Origin of the sequence: Alteraurantiacibacter aquimixticola (assembly GCF_004965515.1) — a bacterium.
Taxonomy (GTDB): Bacteria; Pseudomonadota; Alphaproteobacteria; order Sphingomonadales; family Sphingomonadaceae; genus Alteraurantiacibacter; species Alteraurantiacibacter aquimixticola.
Genome location: NZ_SSHH01000003.1, coordinates 412,534 through 439,522 on the forward strand (window position 1 = coordinate 412,534; position 26,989 = coordinate 439,522).

Consider the following 26,989-nt stretch of genomic DNA (forward strand, 5'->3'; position numbering starts at 1 on the left):
ATATTCTCTTTGGAAAAGGAAATCGTGCCTTGCCTGTAATGCCGGCCGACCTGCCGGTGCTCTTGCTGGTGTGTAGTGAAAGCGGAATTGCGAGAGTTGGCACCGCGTAACAAATGCATCCCGGCTTGTGAACCGGGTAGGTCGCAGCTTTCCAGCGGGTAATTCATCTGGCGCGAGCGCGCGCGGTCCGTGACGGCCATCACACGTGCGACTCGGCCGGGTGGGTAATTCTCCTGATCGAAAGGCACCAATCGCGGCTGAAAGGGGAAGCAGCATGTGTGTAGTCGAGACCATGGCCGGCGAAGCTATCTCAACGGAGCGCCCGCCGTTTCGCTTGTCCGAGGCGCGGCGTGCTTTTCGTGAGAGCGCGGCCGAAGGGGGGCAGCCCGACGCTGCCCAGCAGTTCGCGGCCGACTACCTGCGCCGCCTTGCCGCCGCTCTTCCGGGCGAGGAGATTGCGGTCATCCTTTCCGCCGAACAGGTTCGCGAAGAGGGGCTTGCGGCGGGCCGGCGCGGGGATGCCGACCGTGCTTCCGAACTGCTCGCGCAGGCGGCCAAGTCCTGCGAGACGGCCGGCTTGTCCCGCCATGCGAGCATCGCCGCCATGTCCTTCCAGCTCGCTGCCGAAGCCTATATCAAGCAGCAGCGCCGCGACTATTACGGAGCCATCTCCGATCTCGAAAATGCGATCCTGGCCACGATCGAACTGGAAACACTCTACGGCCACAACATGGAATTCCGCCGCGTCCATCTCGCCCGCCGGATCCTCAGGAACCGGTCGTGCATGGCGGAGGATGCCATGGTCGTGGGCGACACGATTTCGCTGCTTCTCTATATCGGCGGCCATGCGGTGCACTGGCCGATCGTCCAGGGGCGCGGGTTCGGAGATCCGGCCAAGATGTCCGACAGCCAGAGCGCCTGGGCGATCGACGAGGTGCTGGTGAACCTCTCCCTGCCCGAGATCGACCTGGCAAGAAACGTTCACCAGTTGCCGAGGCCGGAGGAATTGCGTCATGCGCCTGCCGTCCTTCGCGCCGCGATCCAATGGTGCCATGCCGTAGCCAGCCAGCACCGCGAGCCCAACCATGACCTGATCGATCATGCGACGTCGTTTTTCGAGGTCGCGGAAGGGCGCCTCGTCCATGCTGGGCGGCGCCTGGAAGGCGTGCTGGACGAGCAGGGCATCGTGCTTGACTGATGGGCCGGCCGGCCATCTGCCTTTCCGACTTGGCGCCTGATCTCCTGCCTTTTCAAGGCGGCGATGGCACTGGCAAGGCAAGTTTTCTCTTGCATCATGGTTTCCAACTCCCTCACACCTTGGATGGAGAAGGGGTTGGCGTGCTCTCTCGCGAGCTGCCGGCAGCTCGCGCCCGCGAGGGAGAAGGTGGCATGGACCCAGAGGAAAGCACGCTGTCCGCATCGCTGGTGCCACCGGTGCGCTATCGTGCATTCATGAGCTACAGCCATGCCGATGAGCGGATTGCCGGGCGCCTGCATCGCTGGCTGGAGAGCTACCGCCTGCCACATAGCGTTATCGGCAAGTCGACCGCGCGCGGCGAGGTCCCGCGCAACCTGTCACCGATTTTCCGCGACCGGAACGAGCTGCCGGCATCCGATAGCCTGCATGAAGAAGTGTCTGGCGCCCTCTCCCAATCCGCCTGCCTGATCGTCCTGTGCTCGCCATCCGCGCGCGCCTCGCGCTGGGTCAGCCAGGAGATCGCGCTGTTCCGCTCGCTTCATCCCGATCGGCCGGTGCTCGCAGCGCTGATCGACGGCGAACCCGGAGAGGCATTTCCCGAAGCGCTGGTTGCGCCGGGGCCGGATGGCGTTGCGCGAGAGCCCATCGCCGCCGATTTTCGCCGCCAGGGAGATGGCCAGCGGCTTGCCCGCCTGAAGATCGCCGCCGGCGTCGCCGGATTGGCGCTGGACGAGTTGGTGCAGCGCGATGTGCAGCGCCAGCTTCGCCGGGCAGTGGCGATCACCGGGGCCTCGGCAGCTTCGGTGGTTCTCCTGCTCACCTTGCTCGTCCTCGCGATCAATGCGCGCAACGAAGCCGAGCATCAGCGGCAGCAGGCCGAAGGGCTGGTCGAGTTCATGCTCACCGATCTCAGGACCAAGCTCGAAGGCGTCGGGCGTATCGAAATCCTGGAATCGGTCAATGAACGCGCCATCGCCTATTATGGCGAACAGGGCGACCTCTCCCGCCTGCCAAGCGAATCCCTGGAGCGGCGTGCGCGGGTCCTTCATGCGATGGGAGAGGACGATCACCGCAGCGGCGATCTCGAAGGCGCCCTTGCAAAATTCAGCGAGGCGCATCGCGTGACCGAGGCGCTGCTGTCGGCCGAACCTGACGATCCGGCGCGCGTCTTCGCCCATGCGCAATCCGAATTCTGGCTCGGTTATACCGATTTCCTGCAACAGGAGCATGAGCGCGCGCAGCCGCATTTCGAGCATTATCTGCAACTGGCAAACCAGCTCACCGTGCTGGAACCCGGCAATGTCGGATATTTGCGGGAATTGGGTTATGCAGAAGGCAATCTGTGCTCACTGCATCTCGCTCGCCAGTCGGACGTTGCCATGACACTCAATGCCTGCCGTGCCGCGCTGACAACGATGGAGCGCGTTGCCGAAGAGTCGCCCGGTGATCCCGGGGTCCTGATCGATCTCGCCAACCGTCACGCATGGCTGGGCGATGCCTTCACCGCGGCGGGCCAGACCGACGAGGCTCTGGATCAGAGGCAGCAGCAGGCTGAGATCATGGACCAGCTGCTGGAGACGGACCCCCAGAACGCGAGTTACCGGCAGGACTGGTTCCTCTCCCGCTTCGCGATCGCGACCACCTTGCGCGATCTCGGCGAAACCGAGCGCTCGCTGGCAAGCGCGCGCGAGGCGAGCCGGGAAATCAAACGCCTCACCGCCGCCGATCCCGACAACCAGGACTGGCAACGATGGCGCATCAGGATCGAAGAGATATTTCCACAGGCGAGAATGGAGGAATAAAGATGACGAATTGTCCCTTGGCGCAAAAGCCGATTGAAATACGATCGCCATTCGAAGGCGAATGCGCGAAGAAGGCCACCTTGAACGTTACGCTGTGTGTGGCCGACGGGCGGATAGCGCTCAAATTGGTGCCGGAGCCCTGCAGGGTGGAGGGTCAGGATTATGTCGCCATCGAAGGCAATAGCGCTGTGGTGATCAAGCTGATTGGCGAACAGGTTTTCTTCTCGAAGCAATATGACGCCATCACGATGAAGGGCGATTTCGCGCGCTATTACGGCGACCTTGCCTATAGCGAGCTGGATGAGGAGACCGGCCGTTACAAGTGCGTAACCTTCCGCGCGCGCTTCGACAAGGAGGGCAAGACCGACAGCAGCCACCCATTCAACATCAATGTCGATCTCTACCTGCCGGGCAGCAAGCCCGAGTGGGTGCCGATCACTATCGATCCCGATATCAAGAACCCGCCGCCGTGGCTGGGAGGCGGGAGAGGCTGACGAGGCAGCATGAACCTCTCGACGCTCAGGAATGTACAGCGGCTGGCCCGCTCGGGTGATACCGAGCGGGCGTGGCGGCTGTTCGAGGCAAGCGGGCTTGCATCTGCTGCCGACAATGCCGATGCGCTGAGCCTGAAGGGACGGCTGACGAAGGACCGCGCCCTCAAGGCCGCGGGTGAGGAGCGTTCCGCCCTGTTCGGGCAGGCGCAGTCGGCCTATCTGGCCGCGGCCGCGCTGCGCCCGGCGACTTATCCGCTGATCAATGCTGCGACGATTGCCCTGCTCGCGGGGAACCGGGAGGAAGCGCAGAAGACCGCTGCACTGATCCTGGCCATGCTCGACAGCGGGGAGCATGAGCCCGAGACCGAATACTGGCTGAAGGCCACGCGTGCCGAAGCCTGCCTGCTGCATGGCCGGATCGACGATGCGCGCAAGGCATTGGCTGATGCCGTGCGCGCGGCTCCTGCCGCTTGGGAGGATCATGCTTCCACCCTGCGCCAATTCCGGCTGATCCTGGAGACACTCGGTGAGCCTTCCGAGTGGCTCGACACGCTGCGCCCGCCGGCCAGCCTGCATTTTAACGGCATCATCCATCTGGCGCCCGATCATGACGAAGTCGTGCACGCCATTGAGGACGCCGTCGCGGAACTGGCCCCGGGCTTCGGCTTCGGTCCGCTGGCTGCAGGATCCGATATCATTGCGGCGGAGGCGATTGTCCGCGGCGGAGGCGAACTCCACGTCGTCCTGCCCGCATCGATTGATGCCTTCCGCCGGGAGTCGGTCGGCATCCTCGGTGAGGATTGGATCGACCGCTTCGACCGCCTGCTGGAGACGGCGACCACGGTGGAGACACTCCCCGATCTCGACGAGGTGTCGGAGGCAGGGATCAAGCTGGCGAACCAGGTGGCGATGGGCCTCGCCATCCGTCAGGCTCGCATGCTGGAAACGCATGCGTATGCGCTCAGGATCGGTGTGTCCGAAACCGGGCAACCGGCAGCCCGCTTGCTCGATGAGGCATGGCAGGCACAAGGATTCCCGATCCACCGGCTGGATGCCGAGCGGGTTCCACCCCGGAGCGCTCCCGTTCCCGCCTTTACCAGCGAGGCGATCCTCGTCCTCCCCACATCGGCAGCGGTCGAAGCTCTCGTCGCGGCAGGCGGCAAGGTCGCGGACAGGCTGGGCGGACAGACGGCTGTGAGCTTTGCCGATCCGGTTATCGCCGCCCGCGCGGCCATGGAAGTAGCGACCGTCAGGGACGTCCCGATCGGAGGGGACTATGTTGCTTTCGATCCTAGCGCGGCAGGACCGGAGCGGTTCGACATGGCGCAGCTGGTTGCCAATGCAGCAACGCCGGGGCGCGTTCTCCTGTCGCGCACCATGGCGCTTTCCCTTGCATTGAGGGGTCCCGAATTCGATTGCGAGAGCCTTGGCGACATCGCCACTGCCCATGGCGATGTCACGCTGAACGTGCTCATCTCATGCTAGCTTTCCGGCGCGCGAGCCCGGATCAGATCACCATGTCTTCCAGCATGCGCGGCGCCTCGATCGTCATCACCTGACCCTCACGCTTTACGATCCCGCGTCTCTCCAGCGCGGTAATGGCGCGCGAAGCGGTCTCGCGCGAGGTGTTCACGCTCAATGCCAGTGCAGTCACGGTCGGGATCGGATCGATGCGGTTGTCGTCATCCGCCAGTCGCAGCAATTCGGCATGGAGCCGGCCGGAGGCCGAGAGCGTCGTACGCGCTGCCATCCGGTCCAGCGCCATGTCCAGCTGGCGGGCCAGGAGGCGGCTCAGGCCATAGGAAATCGGCGCCTGCGCCTCGGCTACCGCGACCATTGCCGGGCTCGGAATACGCAGCGTCTCGACCTTGCCATTGGCGATGATGTCCGCCCGGCAGGTGAGGGCCTGGGGATAGGCGCCGAAGAGCTCGCCCGGACCATGATAGGCGAGCTGCGCGCGCTTTCCGTCCCAGCCGATCATCTGCACGCGCACGGCGCCATCGAGGATCAGCCAGCAATGCTCCAGCAAGTCGCCCTGATGCGCGATCACCGTCTTGTGCGGCACCACGACATGGCTCATCTCACGGCCAAGGGTTGCCGCGACATCGTCGTTGCAACCGAAGACGGCCGATATAGCGCCGAGCCATTCGTCCTTGAGCATGGTGCTGTCCCTCGACAACTGCTGCTATCAGAGAGGCGACCGAAGCCGCAAGGCGATCCCTCGGGCAAGGCTATCGCATTTAAGGCGCAAGCGCGAAAGGTCCTTGTCATAGCTTCATCTTTTTCGTCCGGAACGCTGGCTGTGACCCCCGTCACGGACAGGCAGTCCATGATGATGCCAAATGGCCTTGCGACCCGAGGGACGCCGTGCAGACGGTGTCTCAACTTGCCCGGCCAACGGTAAAACGGAGGCCGGGCTTTTTTTGCCTGCTTTCGATCTTGCCTGTATGCGGCGGAACGGAGGACAAGGCGCTATCAGGGCGGCTTCACTGGCATGGGGACGGCAATTGAACTGGGGAGTTTTCGAAAAGAGCATCGGACCGCGAGCGCGACTGATCCACAACGCCCTGTCTGCCCGGTCGATAGCGGTATCGGCGCCCTATGAGCTGCCGACCGGCTCCTTGACGGTGATGGCGCTGATCGATGCCAATCCCGGCAGCTCGCAAGCGGAACTCGCCGGTCTCGCGGGCCTCGCCACGCCCAGCATGGTCGGCATTATCGACGAGCTGGAGAAGAGGGAGCTGGTCACTCGCATCCGTTCCAGCACCGACCGCCGGCGCAACGATATCGCGCTGACCGACAAGGGGCATGAGCTGATGACAGCCCTGTTTGCGGAGGTTTCCCGCATCGAGGATCCGATCAAGGACGCGCTCGGCGCAAAGGACCTCAAGCTGCTGGTCGACCTCCTCGACCGCGTGGTGGCTTCGCTCAAGTGAGGGCGATGCGCGGGGCCGTCCTGGCGGTCACCGCATAGGCGGCGAAATTGCCGCAAGTTTAGTTTGCCAAACTAATCGTTAGGTTGCTAATTATGCTCTTCGGCTGGAGGACGTTCGCCCCTCGCGCGAGAGGGCGCGGATGGGCTTCGCCATGCCGCCATGACAGAGATGAACCGGAGAGATCACCATGCATCGCAGTCTGCCCGCCATCGCGGCCCTGGCCCTGCTTTCGACGACAGCCCTGGCACAGCAAACGTCGGATACGCCATCCGATCTGACCGTGCTGCCGCCGATCTCCGAGGAATACCAGCCCGCGCTCACGCCCTGGGGCGAGCCCGATTTTCGTGGGGTCTGGCCGATCGACCATCTCAACAGCCGCACGCCTCTTGAGCGCGATCCGCAATATGGCGAGCGCATCTTCCTGAGCGATGCCGAATTCGCCGAACAGGCGGAGCGCGTACAGACGCTAGGCGCGCGGCGGGAGAACGAGGATTCCGCCGATCAGCTGGGCCAGGGGCACTGGACCGAACTGGGCAGCCCCAATCGCCGGACCTCCTTCATCGTAAGCCCCGCCAATGGCCGCCTGCCGGCCAAGACGGCTGAGGGCGAACGGCGCTCTGACCTGATGCGGTCGAGCTGGCGGCAGGGACAGGACTTCGACATCTGGACCGATTTCGACAGCTGGGACCGCTGCATCACGCGCGGCCTTCCCGCTTCCATGCTGCCGATGATGTACAATAACGGCATCCGCATCTTCCAGGCGCCGGGCCTTGTCGCGATCCAGCTGGAGATGATCCACGAAACGCGCATCATCCCCACCGATGGGTCCGCTGGCGTGGCGACCGCCATCGACAACCTCATGGGTGTGAGCCGCGGCGCGTGGGAGGATGAGAACACGCTGGTCGTCACCACCGACAACTTCGCTCCGGGTCCGTCCGCGACCAATATCGTCACCACCGGCTCCCCGCCTGCGAACGATACGCCGGTGAGTACCGAAGCGCGGCTGGTCGAGCGGTTCCATATGACCGGGCCGGACACGATCATCTATGAAATGACCTGGGAGGATCCGGTGATCTTCACCGCGCCCTGGTCCGTGCGGCTCGACTGGCAGCGGGACGATGAATACCAGTTCTTCGAATATGCCTGCCACGAGGGTAATGTGCAGATCCGCAATTACATCACCGCCTCGCGCGCGGCCCGCGCTGCCGGGGAATAGGCTCCTCCATCACCCCGTGAGATAAAAAAGGACCCGGTTCGCCGCATGGCGCCGGGTCCAGTCGGTCGCTGCCGGGGGAGGCCCGGCGGATGAATTGGTCAGGTCAGCGCAAGCGGCGAACACGAATCCGGCGCTGTCCGTCATATTCGAGGAAGACACTGCCCAGAGAGCCGCGCTCCAGTTCAACCGTGTCGCCTGCGCGCGGCGGGCTGAAGCCGAATGGCGCACTGTCCACGAAGCGCCATTGCGCCCCGTCGCTAAGCGTTATCAGGTAGATATCGGGCTCCACTTCTGAGACAGAGGAGACGCGGGCGGTGATCGCATCTTCCTGTTCCTGGCTGCGTCGCACCTCGGGCTGACGCACCATCTCCGCGCCGAAGCCAGCAGGAGCATTGACGGCGGGCACGCTCGACGTCCCGGAAGACGCACTGGGTGCGGCTGACGGCCTGCCCGCACCGATATTGTTGTCGTAACAGGTCACCCGCGCCATCACGTCCTCGATCTCGGCACAGGCGCGCATGATGGTGACGATCCTCTCGTAATCTTCCTCCTGTGCGGCAGCCGGTGTTGTGGCCACAAGCGCAGCGGGCAGGGCGACCAGCCATTTCAGACGATGATTTGCCATCACTGGAAATCCTTCATGGGAGTGTGACGCCTGCCGGCGCCAACGAGGACGGCGACAAACCGAAAATAGGGAGCATTCGGTTCGCCGCCGTCCATTGGACTGATCCGCTGTTCGGGAGCTGCGGGTCAGAAGTTCACGTTCACGCCGACGAAGAAACGGCGGCCCAGCACGTCATACTGGCTGGCGTCATAGGGATTGGCCGCGCGCCCGAAGCGGGGCGTTCCATCGCCAGCAACGTCGTCCAGGAAGTAGCCGACATAGGGCGGCTGCTTGTTGAACAGATTGTCGATACCGCCGCGGACCGAAACATTGTCCGTCACCTCGTAACGGGCGTTGAGGCTGAACAGGTCGTATGCGGGTGCGCCGGCCACGGTGACGATATCGTCGGTCGCAGCCTGCGCCGGGGCGACCGACGGCTTGTGCTGCCACTGAATGCCGATCGATCCTCGGCCGAAGGTGTAGTTGGCGCGAGTGAACAGCTTCCAGCGATAGGAGCCGGACTGCGTGCCCACGTCACCGCCGCCAAGCGTGCCGGCATAGTCGATCAGGGGCAGCACATCCTGATCGGTGGTCGTTGCGAACTTGTCCAGATAGTTGAAGTTCACATTGAGGTTGAAGCTGCCCGGAATGCCGATGCCGACATCCTCGAAGCGCAGGCCCCAATCGAGCTGCACGTCGACGCCCGCAGTCTCCACTGCGCCCAGATTGTCGTAGTTGATCGTCACCACCTGGGTGCTGCCATTGACGGAATCGCGCTCGATCCGCTGGCAGGCATCGTTGAGGTCGAAGCCGGGATTGAACTGCGGCGCGAAACACTGCCGCAGGACCGAATCCAGCCCCTGCACGGAGATGCCGTCGGTAAGCTCGATATTATAGTAATCGACCGACATGCGCAGGTTGGTAAGCCACGGATTATCCGTCGGCGCTTCGAACACCGCGCCGATGGTGAAGGTCTTGGCGGTCTCCTCCTCCAGCCCGTTGGCGCCTGCCAGCAGCGAGGTGAAGAACTGCCCGCCCAGCGGGAAGTCCGCTTCCGGACGTGCCGGATCGTAGTAGGTTGCGGCACCTTCCGCGCCCATGATCTGTTCGCACAGGGCGCGCACCTCGGTCGCGGTCCCGTTGGTGTTCAGGTCCGGGTTTGCTGAGTAGTTGCCCACTGTGGACGGGCTGGTGTTGTTGGTGATCGAGCACGGATCGCCGTCGCCGGCAAAGGCCAGCGTATTGGTCCGCGCCGTGAACAGCTCGCCCAGGTTCGGCGCGCGGCTGGCCCGCTGGTAGCCGCCCCGGAAGCGCAGGAAGTCGGTCGGGGCCCATTCGCCGTTGATCTTGTAGGTGTGGGTGCCGCCGACGGAATCGTAGTCCGAATAGCGATAGCCGAGCTCGAGATTGAGCTCCTCGAAGAACGGCACGCCGGACAGGACCGGCACGAACAACTCGCCATAGACCTCGCCCACGCCGGTCGAGCCGGAGGTGCTGGCCTGCGGGAAAGTGTTGCTCGTCTCGTAGAAGGAGGAGCCTTCGAAGGCCGAGCTGTCCGAGGTGAAGTCGATGCCGTTATTGCGATAGGCCGCGCCAACCGCGAAGCGCAGCTGGCCGCCGGGAAGCTCGAACAGGCCGCCCTGCAAGTTGGCTTCGACCAGGTCCTGGAAGATGCGGTTTTCGAACTGCGTGTCGACACTGGTTGCCGTATCGCAGTCGGCGCTGAAGGCCGAATTGGCAATGAATGGGCTGAGGCCGGTCTCGCAAGAGCCGGTGGAACCGTAGCGCGCACCATTATTGCCCAGCGCGAAGAAGTTCTGGCCATAATTGGGCGAGGTCAGGATGGTGCGGAACCGCTCCAGCGAGACGAGGCCAGTGAGGTTGGTCTTGGCAACGGTTTCGCCATGCGATGCGATCACGTCCCACGTCCAGTCCGTGCCCGGGATTTCACCCTCGAAGCCCAGCTGGATCTGGAACGTATTGTTGAACGCCTCGACCCCGCGACGGCCGAAGCTTTCAAGCGAGTAGTTGGCGATGAAAGGCGCGTCCGGATCGTCGCGGCTGAGCAGCAGCGCTTCGATATTCGCCGGAACCGGGAACACCTCGCGATTGGTACAGCCGCCGATCGGCCCGCAATTCAGGCCATAGCGTCCGCCAGCCATGAAATCGGGGTTGGTCGGGTTGTCGCTCAAATCGCCGGGCGTGCCGTCCGGAAGGACCGAGGATACGCGGAAATCGGCGGATTCCGGCGCATAGGGGCTGCCGACATAGATCTCGTCATCGAACGGAATCTCGGTGCCTGTCGATCCCAGCAGCACGGTGTTGAAGGATACCGAACGAGTCTCCGTCCGCGCGAAATAGGCCTGGCCTACGAAGGAGACCCAGTCATTGATGGCGAAATCGCCATGCGCGAAGAAGGAGTAGCGATCCTGTGGCGAGGACAGGATCCGGTCCGGATTGTTCTGTTCCAGCAGGCCGGTATCGAGCAGTTTCTGCTCGTTATCGTCGAACTGCCCCTGATAGTTCAGCAGCAGCGGATAATAGGCGCCGCCCACCGTGCTGGACGTGTTCACGAACAGCGAGCCGTCATCGTTGAAATAAAGGTTGGTGTAGGGAACGTCGACCCCGTCCGGCCGCGACGTGAAGTAGGAATTCAGCACGTCCTGGTCATATGGGTTCCGGCTGCTGTTGGAGGTGATGTAGTTCTCCGCCAGGAAGAACTCCTCGCCCCGCACGGTCGGGTCGGCGCGCGCGTCGCGGTAGGACCGGCGATCCTGGCGCAGCAGCTGCTCGCGCTTGTAATATTCCATGCCCAACATCACGCTGCCGCGGCCATCGGCCAGCGCCGAGCCGACCAGTGCGGAGACGCGGTATTCCTCGCCCCCACCCTGCGGTGAGAAGCTGACCTGCCCGTCGAAATCGACGCCGGTGAAATCGTCCTTGAGGATGAAGTTGACCACGCCGCCCACGGCATCGGCACCATAGGTGGAAGAGGCGCCGCCGGTGATGATCTCGACACGGCGGATCGCGGCAGAGGGGATCGAGTTGATATCGATCACGCCCGTGCCGTTGATGGGAGTCGCCCGGCGGCCATTGAGCAGGACGAGGTTGCGGTTCGCACCAAGCTGCCTGAGGCTGAGGGTCGAGATACCCGGAGTGTCGTTCGCATTGGGCTGGATGCCCGCCGTATCGAACTGCGTCAGCGCCGGGCTGAACTGCGGAAGCTTGTTGAGATTGGCCTCGAGATTGACCGAGCTCGACTGCTCGATAACGTCGGCGTCGATCGAAACGATGGGGCTGGTTGCCGTGTAGTCGGGACGGGCAATGCGCGATCCGGTCACGATGATCATGCTGGAGCTGGCACTGCCCGGTGCGTCCGGCGCCGCCGGGATCGGCAGTTCATCGGAATCTTCATCGGTCGCCTGGTCCTGGGCACTGGCCAGCGATGGCACGAAAGCAAGCCCTGCAATGCCCGCGAGCAGGCAGGTGCGGGCACGGCGAATAGTCGAATTTCTCATAGCTCTCCCCTCAATGAACCTCTGGAGGGGCTGTGAGAGACGCAGTCGCCGCCGGCCGCTCTTGCGAACGCGCGACGGTTCCGTGGCTATCAGCGGGCACCCCTCCCAAGGCATCCCTTTTCTGGTCGTCCGACCTTCTGGCCGGTCCTTGTCAGATGTGGCGATTCGTTAGTCTAAAATATAGTTTTGTCAACTAATCATGAGGATGCGAATCATATATAGGTGAATCATTAGCCTTCTTAAAATGTCGACTCGACGCATCTGGATTGCGGGCTGGGAGGCGCAGGAAACCGCCATTCCTGCGGGTGGGATAGCCCCACGAGACCCTTCGATTTAGGGAGTGTGTCTCAGCCCCGGCCGCTATGGAGCTGCCCATCGATGGGGCTTGACGGCAATCGGGAGATCGGCAGTATCGCAGCCGCAGCGCTCGAAGCGGGTCGTGCCCGCTCCTCCCAAAGCAGCGTTCAAGCAAGCAGCGGGGGTCCTGTGCCTTTTTCCAAATCCAAAAGCAGTTTCGAGATCTATCGGGAAGGCGGTTCGCCGGTCGATGTGAACTTGCTGGTCAAGATGGTGCTGTTCGTGCGCGGTTTCCGCAGCAAGCTGGACGAGGAACTGCGCAAGATCGACCAGAGCACGTCCAGGATGGAAACGCTGGCCGCCATCCTCAACATGCCGGACCCGAAATCGCAAAGCGACATCGCCAAGAGGCTGCGCATCGAAGGGCCGACCGTCACGCGAATGATGGACATCCTCAGCAAGGAAGGGCTTGTCACGCGTGAGCCGCATCCAACCGACAGGCGCGTCAATCTCGTGCGGATCACGACGAAGGGCGAGGAGGAGCTGGAACAGATATTCAAGGTCTATGACCGGTTGCGAAATCACGTCCTGGCGCCCTTCTCGCGAGAGCAGATTTTCGAAATGCGCGATCTCATGGACACGATGCTCGGACAGCTCGAAGCCGGGCCCGGCAGCGAGATCGAAATCCGCGATCCGCGCTTCCCTCCGATCGACGATGATGCGGACCGCAAAGATCGTTGACCGCACTACGCCAACAGGGCACATGCGGCATCCGGCGGCTTCGCCTCGACGAGGCAATCCAGGAATGGCGTTTCAAGTTCGATAAGTCGTTGAAATGCGGGTGTAGCTCAATGGTAGAGCAGCAGCTTCCCAAGCTGACGACGAGGGTTCGATTCCCTTCACCCGCTCCACAATCCTGAACTAGCCGCAGAAAACCGCCATTCCGTAGGCGGTAGTGCGCATAGCTTCACCCACAGCTTCTCACACTGCGTCCCACAGATCGGCCAGGGCCGAGCGTGAGGTGTCGCTGCTGCGGAAGACGCTGATCCTGTTCGTTACGCCGATGAGCGTGAGCCGGAAGGCGGAATTGACAGAGTGTCGGAATGCCGGTTTAGAATAATTGTTCAAAGACCTGTGGCGATAAGATCGACTTTACTAAAATGTTCTAACCCTGACCTTAAGGGTTTGAGTCCGGGCAACACGGTGGAAGCTGACGGTGTCCTAATCAGATGCCTGCATTCGAATGTTGCGAGTCCCAATGATGAAAAGGAAGTCCGGTAGCAGCTGTTCTGGCGCGGCCGGGTTTACGGTTGGCGGGGCGCGCCTCCTTGCCAATCGCGCAGCCTGTGCAGGCGGGAGGGCAACATGCTCTGCCCGGCCGCAAGGCGATCAATCGTTCGGTTTGGCCGGGGACCAGCCGCAATCTTTGCATTCAGCTTTAGTGCGGCCGGCGTTTAGCTGCCGGTACCGCGCCGCCGGAGCAGATTTTTCGGCATTTCAAAGGGGGAAATTATGGGGAATCAACCTGCTAATCTGACCATGACGTGCGTGCTGCGCGGGGGGCGTCCGACGAAATTCAGGGGTGTTGTGGCGAGCTATGCTCCCAGCATCGCGGCGGCGCTGTTGGCGACCGCCATCACGCCGGCGGGGGCGTTTGCCCAGTCGCTGGAATGGGACGGGGCCGGGGCAACGGCGAACGGTACGGTCGAAGGCGGGTCGGGGACCTGGGACGCTGCGACGGCGAACTGGACCTCGGATGGCGGCACAACGAACGAGGCCTGGAACGGCGGCGATGTCGCGGTGTTTGGCGGGACCGCTGGTACGGTAACAGTGTCAGGAACCCAGGACGTTGGCGGCCTTACGTTCCAGACTGACGGCTATGCTGTCACTGGGGGAACGGTCAATTTCGTATCGCCGAACACTGGCATAACGGTCGAGACCGGCGTGGCGAACATCGGCAGCGACATCACCTCTGCCACCGGTTTGGTAAAGAGCGGCGAAGGTGAACTGATCCTGTCGGGAGACCTTGCGATCAATGGCGCGTTGAATCTCGCCGATGGTCGCTTGACCTTCGCGGGCGGGGGTACCGTGACCGGAGTCACTCAAGTATCGGCACAGAGTGCTTTCACAAGTATTCACTTGGATATGGGCGGTGCGGATTTGAATGTTCAGGGGCTGACCCTCTCGGCTGGGAGCAGCAGCTTCAACAACGGAACTTTCACGGTCAGTACCATCACAAGACTTGGCACTGGAGAGTCGGATTTTGTATTGGCTGGAACGGGTGAGTTACTGAAGGCTTTTGCGACCACTTTTACCCTGAATGGACAAAGCACACTGTCTGGTCCCGTGAATGTCGATGGTGGTGAACTTGTCATCAGTGCGACAGGTGGCCTGAACAATGCGGATGCGATCACCATCGCTTCAGGCGCGACATTGAATGTGGATGGAGGCGGCAACAATGCGCTGTCGGACACCGCCATTATCGACAATAGCGGCACACTCGAGCTGACAGGCAGTGACGAGACGATCGGCGCGATTTTTGGCTCCGGTAACATCAATTTGAATGCCAACACCCTGACCTTCGGTGACGGGACAGACCGCGAGATCTCGGGCGTGATCTCCGGAAGCGGCGTGCTGGATTTTAGCGGCTCGGAACAACTGGTCCTGTCGGGCAACAGCACGATGACCGGGACCATCGCCATTACCGGGGGTGGCCTCGTAGAGCTTACCGGCAGCACGATGGGCGGCGTCTCGATGACGACGAACGGCACCTTCGACAATTTCGGTACGGTCTCCGGCAATGTCTATCTGGAGGACGGGGAGTTCAACAACGGCGAGGCATCGGGCTTTACCACCGGCAGCGTTGGCGGGGCCGTGTGGCTCAACGGGGCCTTTGCGACCTTCAACAACAACCAAGGCAGCTCCGTCAGCGGAGCGGTGACGGTGGACAATGGCACCTTGTACGCGAGCGGGGGGACGTTTGGCGCTGTCACCGTGAATGGCGGCGCGATGACTATATTTGACGACACCGTCGCAAGCTCGGTCACCATGAATGCGGGTGACATCGATATCCTGTCGGGCTGGAGCCTGACGACGACGCTGTCGATGGCGGGTGGCACGACGAACAATGACGGGACGGTGACCGGCACCGTTACGGTGACGAGCGGCACCTTCAACAACGGGGACGTTTCCGGAACCCCGTCCGGCACGGTCGCGGGCGACGTGCTCATCAACGGCGCCGGGGGTATCTTCAACAACTACATTGCCAGCGATGTGACCGGCACGGTGACGCTGGATGACGACGACGGCAATCCCTCGACGGGCGGTACGCTCAATGGCGATGGCGGCACGTTTGGCGATGTCGTCGTCAATGACGGCACCTTCAACGTCAATGCCGATGCAGCGGCAGACAATGTGACCAACAATGGCGGCGTCGTCGCAATTGACGGCGGCGGGGTCACCCTGACCACGAATTTCGTTCAGGCCGGCGGCACCACCACCATTGCGACAGGCGGCGTGCTGGATGACACTGATGGGACGGTGATGGTCTCGGGCGGTGTGATCCAGAACGAAGGCCTGATCGATGACGCGGTGAATATCGCGGGCGGCGAGGTGCAGAACAACGGCGGCGGGACGATCAGCGGCCTGATCAGTGTCACCGGCGGCACGCTGACCGCCAGCGGCGGAACCTTTGGCGGTGATGTCGCGATCAGCGGGACCGGGACGTTCAATGTCGATGGGAACACTGGTGTCGGGACGACGACGATCACCGGTGGCGATATCGACGTGAGTTTCGGTACCACGCTGCAAACCGATCTGGTGCAGAGCGGCGGGACGACGACGATCCAATTTGATGGAACCCTGACCGATGCCGACGGGACCATTCTGACGGGCGGCCTGATCGACAATGACGGGAACATCACGAACGCGGTCACGATCGATGGCGGGACGCTTACGAACAATGCGGGCGGCGCTATCGACGACGAAACGACGGTCCTGAGCGGTACTTTGAATGCTGCCGGCGGGTTCTTTGGCGGCGGCGGCGTGATCGCTCAGGGCGGTACGGTGAATGTGACCGTGTCTCAGAACCTGGACCTGATCAATGAGGGATCCGACGTCAACATCCTTTCGGGCGTCACCCTCACCGATGACCTGGTCAACAATGACGGTGTCCTGACCAATGACGGTACCGTTGCCGGGACGGTTCAGGTCAATGGCGGGACGGTTACGAACACCAACACCGGCTTCATCACCGGTATCACGATTGTGCAAGGCGGCACGCTGAATGCTGCCGGCGGGTCGTTCGGCGGCGGCGTGATCGCTCAGGGCGGTACGGTGAATGTGACCGTGTCTCAGGCGCTGGACCTGACCAATGACGGATCCGACATCAACGTCCTTTCGGGCATCACCCTGACTGATGACGTGGTGAACAATGACGGCACCCTGACCAATGAAGGCACCATTGCCGGGACGGTTCAGGTCAATGGCGGGACATTCAACCAGGGTGCCGGGAATGTCACCGGCGCGGTCACTGTCACCGGCACAGGCCCGACGGACAGGGGCGAACTGGTGCTGAGTGGCGGCAGCCTCGACGCCGGTGCAATCGCCCTGGTCGACGGGGATATCGTCGTCGATGGCGCTGCCTCTGGCGATATCACCAATGATGGTGGCATTGTCACGATCGCAAACGGGGGCAATCTGACGGGCGACCTGACGCATAGCAACGGCGCAACCGGTCTCGAGAATGGCGGCACGCTGACTGGCTCGCTGAATGTCACCGGTAACACGGTGACCGTCGCCGGTGCGATCGTCGAAGATCCCGGCGATGCCGATGCAGAGGGGGTGACCGTTTCCGCAGGCACCCTGGTGACTGAAACCGGCGCGGATATTCAGCTTGTCACCACCCAGACGGGCGGCACGATCAACGCCAATGGCGGCAATTTTTCCGGAGGGATCGTCGGCCAGGCCGGCAATCTGAACATCGCCGGCACGGTTGGTGCGGATATCCTTGTCGAAGGATCGGTGGTGGACGTCACCGATACCGGCGTGTTGACCGGTAACGTCACCATGGCAACAGGCGCGACGACCGGATCGAATAGCGGCACGGTCAACGGTACTGTCTACGCGGATGCCGGGACCTTTTTCAACACCGGTAGCATCGTCGGCGGCGGGGCTGTCGAGGTGGACGGTGGTACATTCTCGAACGATGCCGATGGGTCCATTGCCGGTGACGTGACGGTCGCGGATGGCACGTTCCTGGCCAATGGCGGGAGCATGAACGGCACGGCGCTGGTCACCGGGACCGGCCAGTACACGGTGATCGCAAACTCCTCCGGCAATGTGCAGAACGGCACGGCGGGTGGCGGCGCGCCTACTGGCGGCACGGTTTTGATCAACACGGGCCAGACACTGACGGGTGACGTGGCCAATTACTCGGGCACCACCGAGGTGGTTGGCACGATCAACGGCACGCTCGATCTTGGCGGCGGGACGGCGACCACCAATGCTGGCAGCGGCGTGACAGGTCTGGTCACGGTTTCGGGCGGCACCTTCACCGCGAATGGCGGCACGTTTGGCGCGGGCATTCTCGCAACCGGCGGCTCCTCATCCGTGGAGGGTGAAATCACCATCGCCTCGGGTGCTCTGACAAGCGACGACGGCAGTGTCACAATCGCCTCGGGCAGCATCGTGAACGGCAATGTCGCCACCACCAATAGCGGCGGGGTTGCGGATGCGTTCCTTCAGAATGACGGCACGATCAATGGCACGGCGACATCGAACGCCGGGCTGCTGCTCAATACAGGCACATTGACCGGTGCGGCCATCGTCAATGGCGGAGAACTGGCGAATACCGGTCAGATGCAGGGTGGCTTCGCAGTCAATGGCGGGCTTTTGTCGTTGGATGGCGCTGGCTCGATTTCCGGCACAGGCGCGGTCAATAGCGGCGGCGTTTTCCTCGTGAATGGCGGTACGTTCAACGATGGCGTCGAAAACAATGGCGGTGTGATCGAGATTGCCGGGGACTCATCCGGTATCATCTGGAACACAGCCGGCGATGCGCGGATCGACCCCGATGTGACCTTTACAGGCGACGTCATCAACGGTCCGGACGGGTCGTTTGACCTGGCGACTGGCGGTTCTGGCACCGCTGCAATCAGGGGTCTGCTTGCCATCACTGGCGGACCGGGCACCGGAACGATCGACGGCTCGCTCACCAACAATGGCGGGCTCGTCAACCTGAACGGAACGATCACCGGCGGCACGACGAATAGCGGCGCGACGGCCGAGATGAGGGTGGCATCCGGTGATGTGGCCATTTTCGGCATTGCACCCGATGCCGGGCTGATCAATAGCGACTATGCGACCCTGATCGTGAGCGGCACGGCCTCCGGCGAGATCACCAACGAAGAGACCGGCCGGATCGCGCTTGCAGGCGGTACTTTTGCCGCGGGCAGCGTGGTGGAGAATGCTGGCCTCTTCTCGGTGACCGGCGCTTCGGTGGCCGACGGAACGGTCCGGAACGGCGGCACCCTGGTCGTGGGCGATGATGCGGGCGGGGTGGATGCCTTCACCGTGAACGGCACACTGACGAACCTGTCGGGCGGCCTCATCGAGATCGAACGAGACGGCTCCTTGGATGCTGCGACCTTCACCAACGAAACGGGCAGCACGATCAACCTTTACGGCGCGATCAGCGGCGCGATGACCAATGCCGGCACGTTCTCCTTCTTCGGTGACGGCACCGGGGCGGATGCGGCCCGGTTCGGCGGGCTGTTCACCAATGCCGAGACCGGGATGATCCTTGTGCACAGCGGCAACCTGACCTTCGGGAACGGATTGTCTAACGCCGGCATGATCAACCTGTCGGCTGCCGCTGCGACCACTGGCGATATCGCCAGCGTGAACGGAACCTATACTGGCGGCGGCGAGATGCTGATCGATGTCGATTTCGCCGGCGACAGCGCCGACCGCCTGGTGGTCGATGGCGATGTGACTGGCGGGTCGACCGCCATTTTCGTCAATGATGTCTCGACCGGCGAGGTCAGCGGCAATGACATCGTTATCGCTTCGGTCACCGGCACTGCGGCGGCCGATGCGTTCACATTGGCAACCCCGCTGGTTTTCGGCGCCTATAACTACGACATTGCCCAGATCGGCTCGGATTTCATCCTCGGTGCCTATGGCGGTTTCGTGGGTGAAGTGGTGGGGCTCGAAGCCCTTGCGCACTCGTTGCTGCTCCAGAGCGATCTGCCCAGCCTCAGGCAAAGATCGGGACTGTCGTTGGTCGGCGATGCCGGGGAGTTCGGCGAGATGCGGGGGATCTGGCTCATCACGGACACGACCAGCGCGGATTTCTCGCCATCCACTTCCGGGACTGCCTATCAGGGCGAAATGGATGAGTATCGCATGCGCGGCGGTCTGAACTTCAGCCTTGCCGATACAGATGCCGGCCAGCTCGTCGTCGGGGCGAGCATGTCCTACAGCTCCGCAGATACCTCGATCGGCTCGCAAACCGGGTCGGCCTCGATCGACACCGACGCGGTTTCGACAGGCGTTTCAGCCACATGGTTCGGCCGTTCGGGCCTCTATGTCGACGGGCAGTTCCAGTACACCATCTTCGAAAGCACCGTGGACTCGGCCGGATTCGAAAGCAGCACCGATGGCAACGGCTATTCAGGGGGTATCGAAATCGGCAAGCGGATCATGCTGGCGGATTCGGGCTGGACCCTCACGCCCCAGGGCCACGTCACCTACAATGAGGTTACCTATGATGGCTTCACCAGTGGGGGCGGCCTCAGCACCACGCTCGACAGCGCCGAAAGCCTGACGGTCGGCCTTGGCGTGACCGCCGCGTGGAACTCGGCAGCCGCGCAGGGCCTCAGCCTCTACGGGATTGCCATGGTCGATCGGGAACTGGCGGGCGAGATCACCGCCTTCGTCGCCGAATCCCCGGTTGCCACGCAGACCGAGGATTGGTTCGCCGAGGCGGGACTGGGAGTCCGGCATGGCTTCGGCAACGGGCGCGCTTCGCTCTATGGCGAAGTGAGCTATGCGGCGGGCCTCGACAATCCCGGAGACAATAACGGACTGTCGCTGGTTCTGGGCGGCCGGATTTCCTACTGAGCCCAGGGACGGAGCGATCCGCTGCAGTCAGCGGATCGCTCCGTCATCGCAGGACTTGGCTGAAAACGTATTCCCAGGCCGTGCGCGGTCGGATGACTTGGAACACGATGGGCTTGTCCGGAACGCACGGAAGTTTGACCTGCTTAGGCAGCCGACCGTCCCTTCGGCCGACCGCTTTCTGGATACGACCGGCATGACCCTACCGGCGATAATGGGGCGCGTTGCCGGTGTGGGCGTCAGCCGCCGAGTCCCTCCCTGCTGACCGTTATGCTTGCTTGCAGATCCGTTGGACGAATGACCTCCATGACCGGAGCATCGGCCACCAGTTTGACCCAGAGGGTATCCTCGCCCCTGAAATAGGACGTCTCGTTCGCCTGGCGCAGAGCCTCCATGCTGTCCTGCCGCGTTCCCGATGCTGCACCGGTGAAACCCGGCAGTTCGAACATGACCCAAGAGCCCTCGTCCATTTCGGCGAGGCTGAGAGTGACTTGCGGCCTTTCGGTCTGAACCTGGATCTCGCTTCCGGCACGCACGGTGCTCTGATCGCCGCTGATCTTGAATTCCTTGCCGCCCCGAACAAGCGCGATGGGCGCTTGCGGAGGACGGCGGGAGAACAGGGCGGCACGCTGGGCCTGGACGAGGGGCGTGTCCGGCGCATTGGGGCCGAGCGAGGAGAGCAGGGCGAACCGGGCGGTGCGGGATTCCAGATCGACTGCGGCGGGAAGTTCTCCCCTGCTGTCCGAGAGATTGAGGCGACCGATATCGCCCGTGCACACGGAAGCGTTCCAGCTAGGACGAATCTCGCAGCTGTCGTCGGTGGCGACGCTGTCATTTTCGCCGTCGTGCAGCAGGACCTGGGAATTGGGGATGCCGGTCACCGATCCGTCCAGGTCGCGGAAGGACAGCGTGCGATATGCGTTGCCGCCGCGGTTGTCGTTGTCGAACCTTGAATCGTATTCCGGGAAATAGACCGGCTTGGCGTTGACGAACTCGGCACCGCTGATGGTGCTTCCGGTGCTGAGCCCCGCGCTGGTGAACAGCAGGAAGGATAGCGCGCCTGTCTTCCTCTGATCGTTGTCCTCGAAATTCACGAATGTCGTGTTCACCACATCGTCGCGGTAATCGTAATATTCGTAGCCGCGGATGGGGAAGTCCGGGATGGAGGGCTTGGGCAGGCTGCGTCCGTAGGCCACTTCCTCCGGCGTCGCGGGATTGCCGATATTGTCGGTCTCGCCCACGACCAGTGCGTCCACCAGACGTGAACTGAAGGGCAGGCTGCCGATGTCCCCTGCGGCCTGCGTCATGCCGATGGCGTTGTCGGCGAATTTCGCGTTGCTGTACACGTACAGGTCCCCCCGGCCCCAGAGACCGCCATTGCGGTTCTTGTAAGCGGTCAGGTTCTCGAAGTGCGTCTCCATCACTTCGCTCTCCAGATCGGTGGGATCTGTCAAAGGCAGCAACGGAATCGAGGCCAACCCGAAGGTATTGTCCTGGTCGATGTGCCGGTCGATCAGGAACCCGTCGAAGTTGGAGTGCGCTGTGTTGCCGCTGAATGCGCGCAGCGGCGTACGGCGTGGCCAGGTGTTGGCGGAAATTTCCGTACCCAGAAAGGCGCCATTGGGGTGTTGCGGTATAGAGAGCCAGAAACCGACTTGGTCGGAGCCGGCCGCCACATTGTCTATGTAGCTGTTGTCCGGGTTGGTGATCCAGAAGGACGCCACCGTGTTGTCGGAAGGCAGCAATGTGTTCCCGCCGTGGAAGCTGGCTTGCCTGGCAGCCGCAAAATCCTCGAACCGGGTGTCTATTTCTCCATTGGCGGCGAGATTCGTGGGCACGCAGTCCAGTGTCGGATGGCACTTGGTCTGGATCGCCAGGTTCCGGATGAACGCGTTGCCGGTTTCGATCCCGTCTTCCATGAAGAAGCAGTGGCCTACGGTGTTGTAGGTTACGTTGTTCTCGATGCGCAGGTTGTGGGTGCCGTGCACGGTCACGCAGCGGTTGTAAGTGTCATGGATGGAGGCGTTGCGGACATACATGCCCTGCCCTTCGCCCAGTATGTGGAAGTGCATCGGATAACGCGCCAGCACCAGATGCTGGCCCATGCGGTTCAGCTCGACGCCGTCGACATAGGCTTTCGATCCGGCCATCGCCATGATGTGGCCGCCGAAGTAAGTCTCTTCGGCATCCTCGGAGGCCTGTATCACGATATTGCGGGTGAGGTTGGCAACTTCGCCGCGCTCGTCCACGCCGAAAGTGATCTCGCCGAAGTGCATATGTTGCAGCGGCTGGTCGATGGTGACGGTGTTGCCATTGACCTCGGTGATCGTGCGGCGCTCTGCCTGGCGCGGATTGAAGTCGGTGGAGGCGAGCACGATTTCGTCACCCACCTGCCAGCCAGAGGCGTCGAGTAGCTGGATGCTGGTTGCGCCGCGTTCCGCGGTGGCGGAAAGCTTGCTCCACGTATGGTCACGCGTGCCGTGGAGGTTCAGGGTGCCGCGCATCAGCATGATGCCGCGATCGCCCATCGTATTGATGTCTTCTCCCGTCACATTGTCAGTGAGGGTGATGGTGGCCTTGCTGCTGTGCGGCTTGTCCGCCGTGCCAATAGTCAGCGAACCGCCCGGCACGTAGATCCACTCGCTCTCAAGGCTGATGTCACGCTCATCAGAAAAGGTCAGGCTGCCCTGAATGGTCAGACTGCGAAGCCCCGGCGCATCGACGTCCAGCACCACATCCATATCGCGGGTGATTTCCACCGCATCGCCCGCGGTAGGCACCTGCCCGCTCGGCCATGTGGATGCTTCGGACCAGAGCGACTGGGCGTTCGCGCCCGAAGTTACGCCCAGAAGGGTTGCGATCGACAAAAACAGGGCAGATTTGAGCAAGCAAGGCTGCAAGTGCATGGTGATTTCCCCTCCAGCGAGTTCACTGTCCCGCAATTGTTATTGGACTGGAGTTTGCCGCGAGGAAGCCGGTTTGCCAAGTGCACAAGCTACACGCCAATCCAAGGCCTTTTCCGAGTTTCAGGCGGCGATAGCGTGGTTGCCTGATATCAGTTTCTCTGGCTAGCGGACCGGAAAGCTGGTGCAAGATGCGTGGGCTCGCATCGAGGCTGGTGGACTTGAGCGATGAAGCTGACCACCGAACGTGTTCGGTCGAGACACGAATTGAAGGGGTGTTGACCTTCTCACATGGCTGGTTACGCAGCTTCCGCACAGTCGGAAACCCTAGGTTTTCTGCCGCTTTCAGGTGGGTTGTAATGTGGATTGGATCCCCTTCACCCGCTCCAGCCTTCTGTCTATAGGCGGGGCATGCCCGCCTTCTTCCTGTCCTTCATCACCTGCCTGCTGGTCACCTTGGCCGGGCGTGACATGCTGCGCATGGCGCGGTTGTCCGGGGCGCTGGGCGGGGGAGGGGCGGGGCTGCATGTGGCGGTGTGGATTGCGTCTGCGGCCACCTCCGCGTTGGCCGCGTGGCTGGGGCTGTTGCTGGCGCCGGTGATGCCTCCGGCGGGCAAGCAGATGTTCGTCGCGATCGCCATGTTCGTCGCCGCGCTGGAGCTGGTGATCTTGCGCGCGGGGCCCAGGCCCAGTGAACCCACCTTCTCCCTCGGTGCGATCCTGCTGGTGCTGCTGGCGGCTCAGGCGACCGATGCGGCGCGTTTCCTGCTGATGGCGCTGAGCCTGCAGACGGGAAATGCGGTGCTGGCGGCTGTGGGCGGTACGCTGGGCAGCGGCGCGGCGTTGAGCATTGCCGTGATCGCGGGTGACAGGCTGGAAGCCGGACTTCCTCATCGCCGGGCAATGACCCTCGCCATGGCCGCATTGCTCGCGCTCGCTGCGGTCCTGATCGACCTATCTGCGCGACAGATCATTTAAAGATCGATTTTATCGATCACGTGCATCGGCCATTTGCGCGAAACAAAGCGCTGCCCGTCCCGTTGATCAGGCAAATGCAAACGCAAGATCAAAGGGGATATGACATGGCCGATACCGGCGATAATTCGAAATCCGCGCTGATCGATGGACTGAACGGCCTGCTGGCCGACCATTTGGCGCTCTATTTCAAGACCAAGAACTTCCACTGGCACGTGACCGGCCCGCGCTTCCGCGACCTGCACCTGCTGTTCGACGAACAGGCCATTGAGATACAGGGCCAGATCGACGCGATCGGCGAGCGTGTGCGCAAGAACGGCGCGAAGACGCTCACCTCGATCGGCTCGGTCGCCAAGGCGACGCAGATTGCCGACGAGGACGATGCGGAACTTCCCGCGGAGAAGATGGTCGCCGAACTGCGCGACGACAATGCTGCCATGGTCAAGCGACTGAAGGAGCTGAAGGAGCATGCCGACAAGGCTGGCGACAATGCCACTGACGGCCTGATCGACGACTGGACCGACATGGCCGAGGAGCGCGTGTGGTTCCTCTCCAGCCTGCTCCACTGACCGGGTGAAATCCCCCGCCGCGTCCCACCTCCCCCCATCCCTCGAAGGGACGCGGTAAAAGAAGGCCGCCGGAGACCATCGCGTCCCGGCGGCCTTTGCTTTAGGGGGAGGGACATGAGCACGCCTGAATTCATCGAAGACGCCTCCGCACAGGATATCGCCCGCTGGCTTGAACAGCGCCTCTCCGCGGCCCTTTCCGAGGCGGATGGCGACATCGCCATTACCCTGCCGGGTGGCTCCACGCCGTTCCCGATCCTGGAGGAGCTGTGCCGCTCTCCGCTCGACTGGTCGCGCATCGCCGTGTGGCCGGGGGATGACCGGCTGGTTCCTGAGGATCACGAGGCCAGCAATACCGGCCGCATCCGCGCGCTGCTGGAGCCCGCAGGCGCGCGCATCGTGCCGCTGGCCGAAGGCGCGGAGCCGCCGCATTTCGCGGTCAGCTGGCTGGGCATGGGGGCGGACGGGCATATTGCCAGCCTGTTTCCCAATACCGATCCCGATCCTGCGGCGACCAAGCCAGTCATCCGCCTGACCCCCGATCCGCTGCCGCCCGAGGCGCCCTTCGACCGTATTTCGCTCACCATCCCGGCGCTGGTCGATTGCGACGCGCTGATGTTCGTCATTCGCGGGGGGGACAAGCGCGCAGTGTTCGATGCCGCCATCGCGGGCGAGCATGACTTGCCCGTGGCGCGCCTGCTCAAGGCCGCGCGCGCGCCGGTGACATGCTTCACCTGATCCCCGCGCCCTTGCACCGGTCCGCCTATCGCGCGGCCTACCGCCTGCGCAGCGTCTGGTTGTCGCTGTCCCGCCGCGAAATTCACGGTTGTTCGATCATCGCCTTCGATGCCGAGGAGCGCGTGCTGCTGGTGCGCCATTCTTATGGCCCGCCGGTCTGGGCGCTGCCCGGTGGCGGGCTGAAGAGGGGCGAGGATCCGCTGCAGGCGTCGATGCGCGAGTTGCAGGAGGAACTGTCCTGCTCGCTCGCCGAAGCGCGGCATCTGGGCATGCTGGATGAGACGCTTCACGGCACACGTCACTTCGCGCATGTCCTGGCTGGCCGGATCGAGGGTACGCCACGCCCCGACCGGCGCGAAGTGGTGGAGGCTGCCTTCTTCCACCGCCATGCGCTGCCGGACAATCTCGCCAAGCCGGTCGCGCGGCGGCTGGCCATGCTGGAGCGCTAGAGCAGCGAGAGCTGCGCATCGTCGCGCGGGCGTTCTTCCTCCGCGTCGTCCTCGCGTTCGAGATTGCTCAGCGTCAGGCCCATCAGCCGGATCGGCATGGGCAGCGGCAACTCGTCCTCCAATATCTCGCGGGCGAGGCGGGCGAAGGTCTGCCGGTCGGCGACCGGCTGCGGCAAGGAACGGGCGCGGGTGGTCAGCTGGAAATCGGTATATTTGAGCTTCAATGTCACCGTACGCCCGCGTGCGTCCTTCTCGGCGATCCGGTCCCATACGATGGCGATGATCCGTTCCAGCGTGTCGCGCAGGGCATCGGTATCGGAGATATCGTCGCTGAAAGTCCGCTCTCCGCCGATCGACTTGCGGATACGGTTTGCACGCACCGCTCTCAGGTCGATCCCCCGCGCCGCGCGGTAGAGATAGTCTCCGAAACTGCCGAAATGCTGGCGCAGGTAGTCGGCATCCTTCGCCGCCAGGTCCGCACCGGTCTCTATGCCCAGCCGCGCCATCTTCTCCGCGCCCTTGGGGCCGATGCCGTGGAAGCGCCGCACGGGCAGCGACTGGACGAAGGCCGCGCCTTGGCCCGGGCGGATCACACAGATCCCGTCGGGCTTGTTCTGGTCGCTGGCGAGCTTGGCGAGGAATTTGTTGTAGGACACGCCCGCACTGGCGGTCAGCTGCGTCTGCTCGCGGATCGCCGTGCGGATCAGCTCGGCAATGCGCGTGGCGGAACCGATGCCGCGAATATCCTCGGTCACGTCGAGATAGGCCTCGTCCAGGCTCAGCGGTTCGACATGCGGGGTGTAGTGGAGGAAGATCTCGCGGATCTGGTTGGAGACCTCGCGATAGACCTCGAACCGGTGCTTCACGAAGATCAGGTCGGGGCATTTGCGCTTGGCGGTGACCGAGGGCATGGCGCTCCTCACGCCGAACTTGCGCGCCTCGTAACTCGCCGCCGCCACCACGCCGCGCCCGCTGCTGCCGCCCACGGCCACTGGCTTGCCGCGCAATTCGGGATGGTCGCGCTGCTCCACGCTGGCGAAGAAGGCATCCATGTCGACATGGATGATCTTGCGGAGGCCGATTGCCGCTTCTTCCTCATCGCTGTCGGTTTTGCCTTCGGACATGGTCGCAATCTAGTGGGCGCGAGGCAGCACCGCAAACCGGACACAATC

17 protein-coding genes and 1 tRNA gene are annotated in these 26,989 nt (G+C 62.8%); 13 read left to right on the forward strand and 5 right to left on the reverse strand.

Annotation, left to right across the window (positions count from 1 at the left end; genetic code table 11):
* Nucleotides 1-274: 274 nt before the first annotated feature.
* The 4 genes from E5222_RS12905 (at nt 275) to E5222_RS12920 (ending at nt 4,979) form a co-directional block, all read left to right on the forward strand.
* Nucleotides 275-1,198: a hypothetical protein gene (locus E5222_RS12905; RefSeq protein ID WP_136694184.1), complete on the forward strand. Its 924-nt coding sequence runs from the start codon at nt 275-277 to the stop codon at nt 1,196-1,198.
* 191 nt (nt 1,199-1,389) lie between these two features.
* Nucleotides 1,390-3,000, forward strand: coding sequence for a TIR domain-containing protein (locus E5222_RS12910; protein ID WP_136694185.1), 1,611 nt, complete (start codon nt 1,390-1,392; stop codon nt 2,998-3,000).
* A gap of 2 nt (nt 3,001-3,002) precedes the next feature.
* On the forward strand, nt 3,003-3,494 hold the full coding sequence (locus tag E5222_RS12915; protein ID WP_342773184.1) for a nucleotide synthetase: 492 nt from the start codon (nt 3,003-3,005) through the stop codon (nt 3,492-3,494).
* A gap of 9 nt (nt 3,495-3,503) precedes the next feature.
* On the forward strand, nt 3,504-4,979 hold the full coding sequence (locus E5222_RS12920; protein WP_136694187.1) for a TRAFs-binding domain-containing protein: 1,476 nt from the start codon (nt 3,504-3,506) through the stop codon (nt 4,977-4,979).
* Nucleotides 4,980-5,001: 22 nt separating this feature from the next.
* Here E5222_RS12920 and E5222_RS12925 read toward each other — a convergent pair whose 3' ends face one another.
* The gene (locus E5222_RS12925; protein ID WP_136694188.1) at nt 5,002-5,655 is read right to left on the reverse strand and encodes a Crp/Fnr family transcriptional regulator; all 654 of its coding nucleotides are present in this window, start codon (nt 5,653-5,655) and stop codon (nt 5,002-5,004) included.
* Nucleotides 5,656-6,001: 346 nt separating this feature from the next.
* Here E5222_RS12925 and E5222_RS12930 point away from each other — a divergent pair, with 346 nt between their 5' ends.
* Together E5222_RS12930 and E5222_RS12935 are read left to right on the forward strand one after the other, a co-directional pair.
* Nucleotides 6,002-6,430 (forward strand): MarR family winged helix-turn-helix transcriptional regulator, encoded by a 429-nt coding sequence (locus E5222_RS12930; RefSeq protein WP_169053587.1) that lies wholly within the window; start codon nt 6,002-6,004, stop codon nt 6,428-6,430.
* A 187-nt stretch (nt 6,431-6,617) separates the two neighbouring features.
* Nucleotides 6,618-7,646 (forward strand): hypothetical protein, encoded by a 1,029-nt coding sequence (locus tag E5222_RS12935; RefSeq protein ID WP_136694190.1) that lies wholly within the window; start codon nt 6,618-6,620, stop codon nt 7,644-7,646.
* A 103-nt stretch (nt 7,647-7,749) separates the two neighbouring features.
* On the opposite strand, the gene E5222_RS12940 is transcribed toward E5222_RS12935, so the two are convergent.
* Together E5222_RS12940 and E5222_RS12945 are read right to left on the reverse strand one after the other, a co-directional pair.
* Nucleotides 7,750-8,271 (reverse strand): hypothetical protein, encoded by a 522-nt coding sequence (locus tag E5222_RS12940; protein ID WP_136694191.1) that lies wholly within the window; start codon nt 8,269-8,271, stop codon nt 7,750-7,752.
* Nucleotides 8,272-8,396: 125 nt separating this feature from the next.
* Complete coding sequence (locus tag E5222_RS12945) at nt 8,397-11,768, reverse strand: TonB-dependent receptor domain-containing protein (RefSeq protein WP_169053588.1); 3,372 nt, start codon at nt 11,766-11,768, stop codon at nt 8,397-8,399.
* Nucleotides 11,769-12,254: 486 nt separating this feature from the next.
* On the opposite strand from E5222_RS12945, the gene E5222_RS12950 reads away from it, so the two are divergent.
* From E5222_RS12950 to E5222_RS12960, 3 genes are all read left to right on the forward strand, one after another.
* Entirely contained in the window at nt 12,255-12,806 is a 552-nt protein-coding gene (locus E5222_RS12950; protein WP_169053589.1) for a MarR family winged helix-turn-helix transcriptional regulator, read from the forward strand.
* Between the two features lie 96 nt (nt 12,807-12,902).
* A tRNA-Gly gene (locus tag E5222_RS12955) sits at nt 12,903-12,976 on the forward strand.
* Between the two features lie 676 nt (nt 12,977-13,652).
* Nucleotides 13,653-20,189 carry a hypothetical protein gene (locus tag E5222_RS12960; RefSeq protein ID WP_136694194.1) on the forward strand — a complete coding sequence of 2,179 codons (6,537 nt, stop codon included), beginning with the start codon at nt 13,653-13,655 and terminating at the stop codon, nt 20,187-20,189.
* A 236-nt stretch (nt 20,190-20,425) separates the two neighbouring features.
* On the opposite strand, the gene E5222_RS12965 is transcribed toward E5222_RS12960, so the two are convergent.
* On the reverse strand, nt 20,426-23,074 hold the full coding sequence (locus E5222_RS12965) for a G8 domain-containing protein (RefSeq protein ID WP_169053590.1): 2,649 nt from the start codon (nt 23,072-23,074) through the stop codon (nt 20,426-20,428).
* Between the two features lie 426 nt (nt 23,075-23,500).
* Between E5222_RS12965 and E5222_RS12970 the strand changes: the two genes are divergently transcribed.
* The 4 genes from E5222_RS12970 to E5222_RS12985 all read left to right on the forward strand — a co-directional run bounded on the left by E5222_RS12970 (nt 23,501) and on the right by E5222_RS12985 (nt 25,817).
* A complete protein-coding gene (locus E5222_RS12970) occupies nt 23,501-24,067 on the forward strand; it encodes a hypothetical protein (RefSeq protein ID WP_136694196.1) in 567 nt (188 codons plus the stop codon).
* 104 nt (nt 24,068-24,171) lie between these two features.
* Nucleotides 24,172-24,633, forward strand: coding sequence for a Dps family protein (locus tag E5222_RS12975; RefSeq protein WP_136694197.1), 462 nt, complete (start codon nt 24,172-24,174; stop codon nt 24,631-24,633).
* A gap of 114 nt (nt 24,634-24,747) precedes the next feature.
* Nucleotides 24,748-25,368, forward strand: coding sequence for a 6-phosphogluconolactonase (locus E5222_RS12980; RefSeq protein ID WP_136694198.1), 621 nt, complete (start codon nt 24,748-24,750; stop codon nt 25,366-25,368).
* Complete coding sequence (locus E5222_RS12985) at nt 25,356-25,817, forward strand: NUDIX hydrolase (RefSeq protein ID WP_136694199.1); 462 nt, start codon at nt 25,356-25,358, stop codon at nt 25,815-25,817. Before E5222_RS12980 ends, E5222_RS12985 begins: the two co-directional genes overlap by 13 nt.
* Here E5222_RS12985 and dinB read toward each other — a convergent pair.
* Entirely contained in the window at nt 25,814-26,941 is a 1,128-nt protein-coding gene (gene dinB / locus E5222_RS12990) for a DNA polymerase IV (protein ID WP_136694200.1), read from the reverse strand. The genes E5222_RS12985 and dinB overlap by 4 nt on opposite strands.
* Nucleotides 26,942-26,989: the final 48 nt, after the last annotated feature.

Bases quoted from the DNA above. Each gene is read 5' to 3' on its own strand.
- E5222_RS12905 (WP_136694184.1), top strand. From the start codon at position 275: ATGTGTGTAGTCGAGACCATGGCCGGCGAAGCTATCTCAACGGAGCGC.
- E5222_RS12910 (WP_136694185.1), top strand. From the start codon at position 1,390: ATGGACCCAGAGGAAAGCACGCTGTCCGCATCGCTGGTGCCACCGGTG.
- E5222_RS12915 (WP_342773184.1), top strand. From the start codon at position 3,003: ATGACGAATTGTCCCTTGGCGCAAAAGCCGATTGAAATACGATCGCCA.
- E5222_RS12920 (WP_136694187.1), top strand. From the start codon at position 3,504: ATGAACCTCTCGACGCTCAGGAATGTACAGCGGCTGGCCCGCTCGGGT.
- E5222_RS12925 (WP_136694188.1), bottom strand. From the start codon at position 5,655: ATGCTCAAGGACGAATGGCTCGGCGCTATATCGGCCGTCTTCGGTTGC.
- E5222_RS12935 (WP_136694190.1), top strand. From the start codon at position 6,618: ATGCATCGCAGTCTGCCCGCCATCGCGGCCCTGGCCCTGCTTTCGACG.
- E5222_RS12940 (WP_136694191.1), bottom strand. From the start codon at position 8,271: ATGGCAAATCATCGTCTGAAATGGCTGGTCGCCCTGCCCGCTGCGCTT.
- E5222_RS12945 (WP_169053588.1), bottom strand. From the start codon at position 11,768: ATGAGAAATTCGACTATTCGCCGTGCCCGCACCTGCCTGCTCGCGGGC.
- E5222_RS12970 (WP_136694196.1), top strand. From the start codon at position 23,501: ATGCCCGCCTTCTTCCTGTCCTTCATCACCTGCCTGCTGGTCACCTTG.
- E5222_RS12975 (WP_136694197.1), top strand. From the start codon at position 24,172: ATGGCCGATACCGGCGATAATTCGAAATCCGCGCTGATCGATGGACTG.
- E5222_RS12980 (WP_136694198.1), top strand. From the start codon at position 24,748: ATGAGCACGCCTGAATTCATCGAAGACGCCTCCGCACAGGATATCGCC.
- E5222_RS12985 (WP_136694199.1), top strand. From the start codon at position 25,356: ATGCTTCACCTGATCCCCGCGCCCTTGCACCGGTCCGCCTATCGCGCG.
- dinB (WP_136694200.1), bottom strand. From the start codon at position 26,941: ATGTCCGAAGGCAAAACCGACAGCGATGAGGAAGAAGCGGCAATCGGC.